The sequence below is a fragment of the Pseudoalteromonas luteoviolacea H33-S genome (genome assembly GCF_001625695.1).
Classification (GTDB): Bacteria; Pseudomonadota; Gammaproteobacteria; order Enterobacterales; family Alteromonadaceae; genus Pseudoalteromonas; species Pseudoalteromonas luteoviolacea_B.
Genome location: NZ_AUXY01000008.1, coordinates 1 through 236, shown reverse-complemented (window position 1 = coordinate 236; position 236 = coordinate 1). Strand labels below are relative to the sequence as shown.

The following is a 236-nucleotide window of genomic DNA, read 5'->3' as shown; positions in this document are numbered from 1 at the left end:
ACTTTTCCTTCCAGTGTTTTAAACCAAATTGATGCATTAATATTATGGCGCTGTTTCTCGGATGACCTTTCTCCCAATATTGGGCATTTTCTCTTGGGGGAATACGAGCTACGGCACCTTTGGCTGCAATTTCATCATAGCAATCACGCGTATCATAAGCACCATCACCTGTTACTCTGTCAACATTTCTCCGAAGTGACCGTAGTAAATCACCTAACACTTCACCATCCGATACA

General features: G+C 42.4%; 1 protein-coding gene. It reads right to left on the bottom strand.

Annotation, left to right across the window (positions count from 1 at the left end):
• Positions 1-236: transposase (locus N477_RS00635; RefSeq protein WP_155731754.1), on the bottom strand; the 236-nt coding region annotated here is incomplete at both ends.